Raw genomic sequence first — 3749 nt, 5'->3', positions numbered from 1 at the left:
GTTCGGAGCGTCGGGGTCGGGCAAGACGACGCTGATCGGCATGATTGCCGGGCTGATCCGGCCCGACAAGGGACGCATCGAGGTTGACGGCCGTGTGCTGGTCGATACCGGTGCCGGCATTTTCGTGCCGAAGCACAAGCGCCGCATCGGCATGGTGTTCCAGGACGCAAGGCTGTTTCCGCATTTGAGCGTTGCCGGCAATCTTCGCTACGGCCGCTGGTTCACGCCGCCGGCGGAGCGCTACGCCGATATCGATGCCGTCGTCGACCTGCTCGGCATCGGGCCGCTCATGAACAGGCGGCCGGCAAAGCTCTCAGGTGGCGAGAAACAGCGTGTGGCGATCGGCCGGGCATTGCTTGCCAGCCCCAGACTGCTGCTCATGGACGAACCGCTGGCCTCGCTCGACGAGGCGCGCAAGGCCGAAATCCTGCCCTATGTCGAAAGGCTGCGCGACGAGATCAAAATCCCGATCGTCTATGTCAGTCATTCGGTCGCCGAAGTGGCGCGGCTGGCCAGCGACGTGGTGATGCTGGCGCAGGGCAATGTCGTTGCCAGCGGGCCGACCGAGGCGGTGATGCAAAGGCTCGACCTGTTGCCGGCGGAGGAGCGCGGTGAGGGCGGCGCCGTGCTGGACACCAAGGTGCTGCATCACGACGAGAGTTTCGGCATGACCGTGCTCGGCTCGGCTGCGGGCGAGCTCCGGGTGCCACAGCTGGCGATGAAGACAGGTACGCCGGTGCGCATCCGTATCCGCGCCCGCGATGTGATGATCGCCACCGAAAAGCCGAGGGGTCTCAGCGCGCTCAACATCCTGCCGGGAACCATTACCGCGATGAGCCCCGGCGAGGGACCGGCGGTCGAGGTCGGTATCGACTGCAATGGCGCAACCGTGCTTGCCCGCATCACCGAACAGTCGCGGCAGGCGCTGAAGCTTCATCTTGGCGGCAAGGTTTTCGCGGTGATCAAGACGGTGAGCTTCGATCGGGCGAACACCGGCGCCGGCCTGCCCCCCGAGACGGGTGGATGATCCCGCTATGTCTTTTTGGAATAGCGGTTTCGCCAGGGAGCTTCTAGTATGATGTTGGGATGTGACCGCGGAGAGCAAAGATGCCGTCGCTGAGCTTGCGGATAAATCTCGATCCCGACGGGCGCGTCGGGCCGGGCAAGATCAAGCTCCTGGAACAGATCGCCGCCTTCGGCTCCATCTCGGCCGCCGCGCGCGGCATGGAGATGTCCTATAAGCACGCCTGGGACCTGGTCGAGGACATGAACCGGGTATTCGGCAAGCCGCTGGTGGCGGCACAGACCGGCGGCCGCAAGGGCGGCGGCGCACAGTTGACGGCGGTCGGCCTGGCAGTGGTCAGCCGCTTCCGCGCCATCGAGCGCGCGGCGGCGGCCGCGGCAGCGACGCATATGGAGGCGTTGCAGGCGGAGATTGAGGCTGGGTGAGGGAGTAGGGCAGTAGGGCAGTAGGGCAGTAGGGCAGTAGGGCAGTAGGGAGGCATTCGCGTGCTGTCTTCCAACACAAAACGTCATTCACCTACTCCCCTACTGCCTTACTCCCCTATTGCCTTCCTATTCGGGCTTGCGCAGCAAATAGCTGTCCATGATCCAGCCCTTCCGCCGACGAGCTTCCTCTCGAACTTTTTCGATCTTTGCGCCGATGTCACCGATCCTGCCGGAGAGGGTGATCTCGTCTTCCGTTCCGAGATAGGCGCCCCAATGGATGACGACATCCTTGTCGGCCAGCGTGTTGAAGGCGCATTTGCCGTCCAGCAGGACGACCGCGCTGCCGGCATTGTCCGGCATGCCTTCTTCGGTCAGGCGGCGGCCGGTGGTAATGAGGACGGAATCGCCGATGCGGTTCAGCGCCATCTTGTGGCTGGCGGCAAGTGCCTGGACGGCGGTGATGCCGGGGATGACCTCAAGCTCGAACGCCACATCGCCTCGCAGGCGCACGCGCTCAAGGATGCGCAACGCGCTGTCATAGAGCGAAGGGTCGCCCCAGATCAGGAAGGCGCCGCAGCCGTCGCCTGCAATCTCGTCGCGGATCAGGCCTTCGTAAATGGCGGCGATGGCTTCATGCCAGTCATCGACGGTCGAGCGGTAGGAGGGCGCCGGCCCATCTTCTACCGGGAGGTCGCGCACCGGCACGTCGAATTCGACGCGCCGCGACTTCGGATTGGTGACGAAGCGGTCGCAGATCTGACGGCGCAGTTCGGCCAATTCATTTTTTTTCGCGCCCTTGTCGGGAATGAACAGCACATCCGCCTGGTTCAGGCCTGATATGGCCTGAACGGTCATGTGGTCGGGATTGCCGGCGCCGATGCCGATGACGAGAAGCTTGCGCATGGGCGAACTCCTGCCCGATCGGAACCCGTTAGTCCAGACCGCGCTGGCGCGTGTCCAGACCGCGCTGGCGCGTGTCCAGACCGCGCTGGCGCGTGTCCAGACCGCAGTCCATCTCCCTTTGGTGCGTCCGCGGATACGGAAGGGCTTTGAACGCCACATTGAAACGGCTAGGGTCCTGCAGGCATTCCAGCCGAGGGGGCTTCCATGTTGCGATATGTTCTGACCGCCGTGCTGGCCTTGTCGTCCGCACCCGCTTTCGCCAATGATTCGGTTGCCGAACTTGGCACCGGCGGCCTGATCCTGTCGCGCAGCGATGCCGTGGCGATGCAAAGCGAGGACCTTTTCATCTCGCCGGAAAAGGTCACGGTCGACTATGTCTTCCACAACAACACCGATCAGGATGTCCAGGCCATCGTCGCCTTCCCGATGCCCGACATATCGGGCAATCCCGAAGAAATCCCGGCGATTCCTGAAAATCAGAGCGATAATTTCCTCGGTTTCGAGGTGACGATCGACGGTGTCGCCGCAAAGCCGCAGCTCGAGCAGAAGGTGTTGGCGCTCGGCATCGACATCAGCGCTGAGCTGAAGGCGCAAAACGTGCCGTTCTATCCTTTCGGCGATGCGGCGAAGGCGGCGCTGGCGAAGCTGCCGCAAGCGGTTGTCGATGACTGGGTCAACCGCGGCATCATCATCGAGGACACCGGCAGCGACGGCACCGAGACGAGCAAGGTCTACACCCCGTTCTGGCAATTGCGTTCGACCTACTGGTGGCGCTCGACCTTTCCGGCCAACAAGGACGTCCATGTTTCCCACCACTACAGACCGAGCGTCGGCGGCACGTCTTCGGTCAGCTTCTTCTACGACGGCAAATTCCAGGGTCAGTATGCGGCCTACAAGACCCGGTATTGCATGGACGGCACATTCGAAAATGCGGTGCGCAAGGCGGCCAAGGACGACCCTGACGGCTACCCCAAATATTTCGAGAGCCGCATCGCCTATATCCTGACCACCGGCGGCAACTGGGCTACGGGCACGATCGGCAAGTTCAAGCTGACGATCGACAAGGGCAATCCGAAAGCCCTGGTCTCGTTCTGCGGCGACAATGTCAAAAAGACCGGACCGACGACCTTCGAGATGACGGCGGATGATTTCTACCCCGAGCGCGACATCGACATCCTGATCCTCGAGCCGACGGGCGAAAATTGATGCATGTCGCAATCTACGTTGCCATTGCCGAGAACGGCGTGATCGGGCGGGACGGCGGGCTCCCGTGGCGGCTCTCCACCGATCTCAAGCGCTTCAAGGCCGATACGATGGGCAAGCCTATCATCATGGGCCGCAAGACCTATGAGGGCATCGGTCGACCGCTGCCGGGCAGGTTGAACATCGTCGTGACC

General features: G+C 62.8%; 5 protein-coding genes. 4 read left to right on the top strand and 1 reads right to left on the bottom strand.

Going from position 1 to position 3749, the window contains the following annotated elements:
• Both modC and EN994_RS22160 read left to right on the top strand, forming a co-directional pair.
• On the top strand, positions 1–1027 hold a 1027-nt coding region (modC, locus tag EN994_RS22165; RefSeq protein WP_127307809.1), incomplete at its 5' end, for a molybdenum ABC transporter ATP-binding protein.
• A gap of 80 nt (positions 1028–1107) precedes the next feature.
• A complete protein-coding gene (locus EN994_RS22160) occupies positions 1108–1449 on the top strand; it encodes a winged helix-turn-helix domain-containing protein (protein WP_063168278.1) in 342 nt (113 codons plus the stop codon).
• 126 nt (positions 1450–1575) lie between these two features.
• On the opposite strand, the gene cobF is transcribed toward EN994_RS22160, so the two are convergent.
• Entirely contained in the window at positions 1576–2352 is a 777-nt protein-coding gene (gene cobF / locus EN994_RS22155; RefSeq protein WP_013531027.1) for a precorrin-6A synthase (deacetylating), read from the bottom strand.
• A gap of 204 nt (positions 2353–2556) precedes the next feature.
• Between cobF and EN994_RS22145 the strand changes: the two genes are divergently transcribed.
• A complete protein-coding gene (locus EN994_RS22145) occupies positions 2557–3558 on the top strand; it encodes a DUF4424 domain-containing protein (protein WP_063168277.1) in 1002 nt (333 codons plus the stop codon).
• Positions 3558–3749: dihydrofolate reductase (locus tag EN994_RS22140; RefSeq protein ID WP_164746071.1), on the top strand; the 192-nt coding region annotated here is incomplete at its 3' end. The genes EN994_RS22145 and EN994_RS22140, both read left to right, overlap by 1 nt.

The organism is Mesorhizobium sp. M7A.F.Ca.CA.002.09.1.1 (assembly GCF_003998555.1).
GTDB lineage: Bacteria > Pseudomonadota > Alphaproteobacteria > Rhizobiales > Rhizobiaceae > Mesorhizobium > Mesorhizobium ciceri.
This window is presented reverse-complemented; position numbering and strand designations above follow the sequence as displayed.

Bases quoted from the DNA above. Each gene is read 5' to 3' on its own strand.
- EN994_RS22160 (WP_063168278.1), top strand. From the start codon at position 1,108: ATGCCGTCGCTGAGCTTGCGGATAAATCTCGATCCCGACGGGCGCGTC.
- cobF (WP_013531027.1), bottom strand. From the start codon at position 2,352: ATGCGCAAGCTTCTCGTCATCGGCATCGGCGCCGGCAATCCCGACCAC.
- EN994_RS22145 (WP_063168277.1), top strand. From the start codon at position 2,557: ATGTTGCGATATGTTCTGACCGCCGTGCTGGCCTTGTCGTCCGCACCC.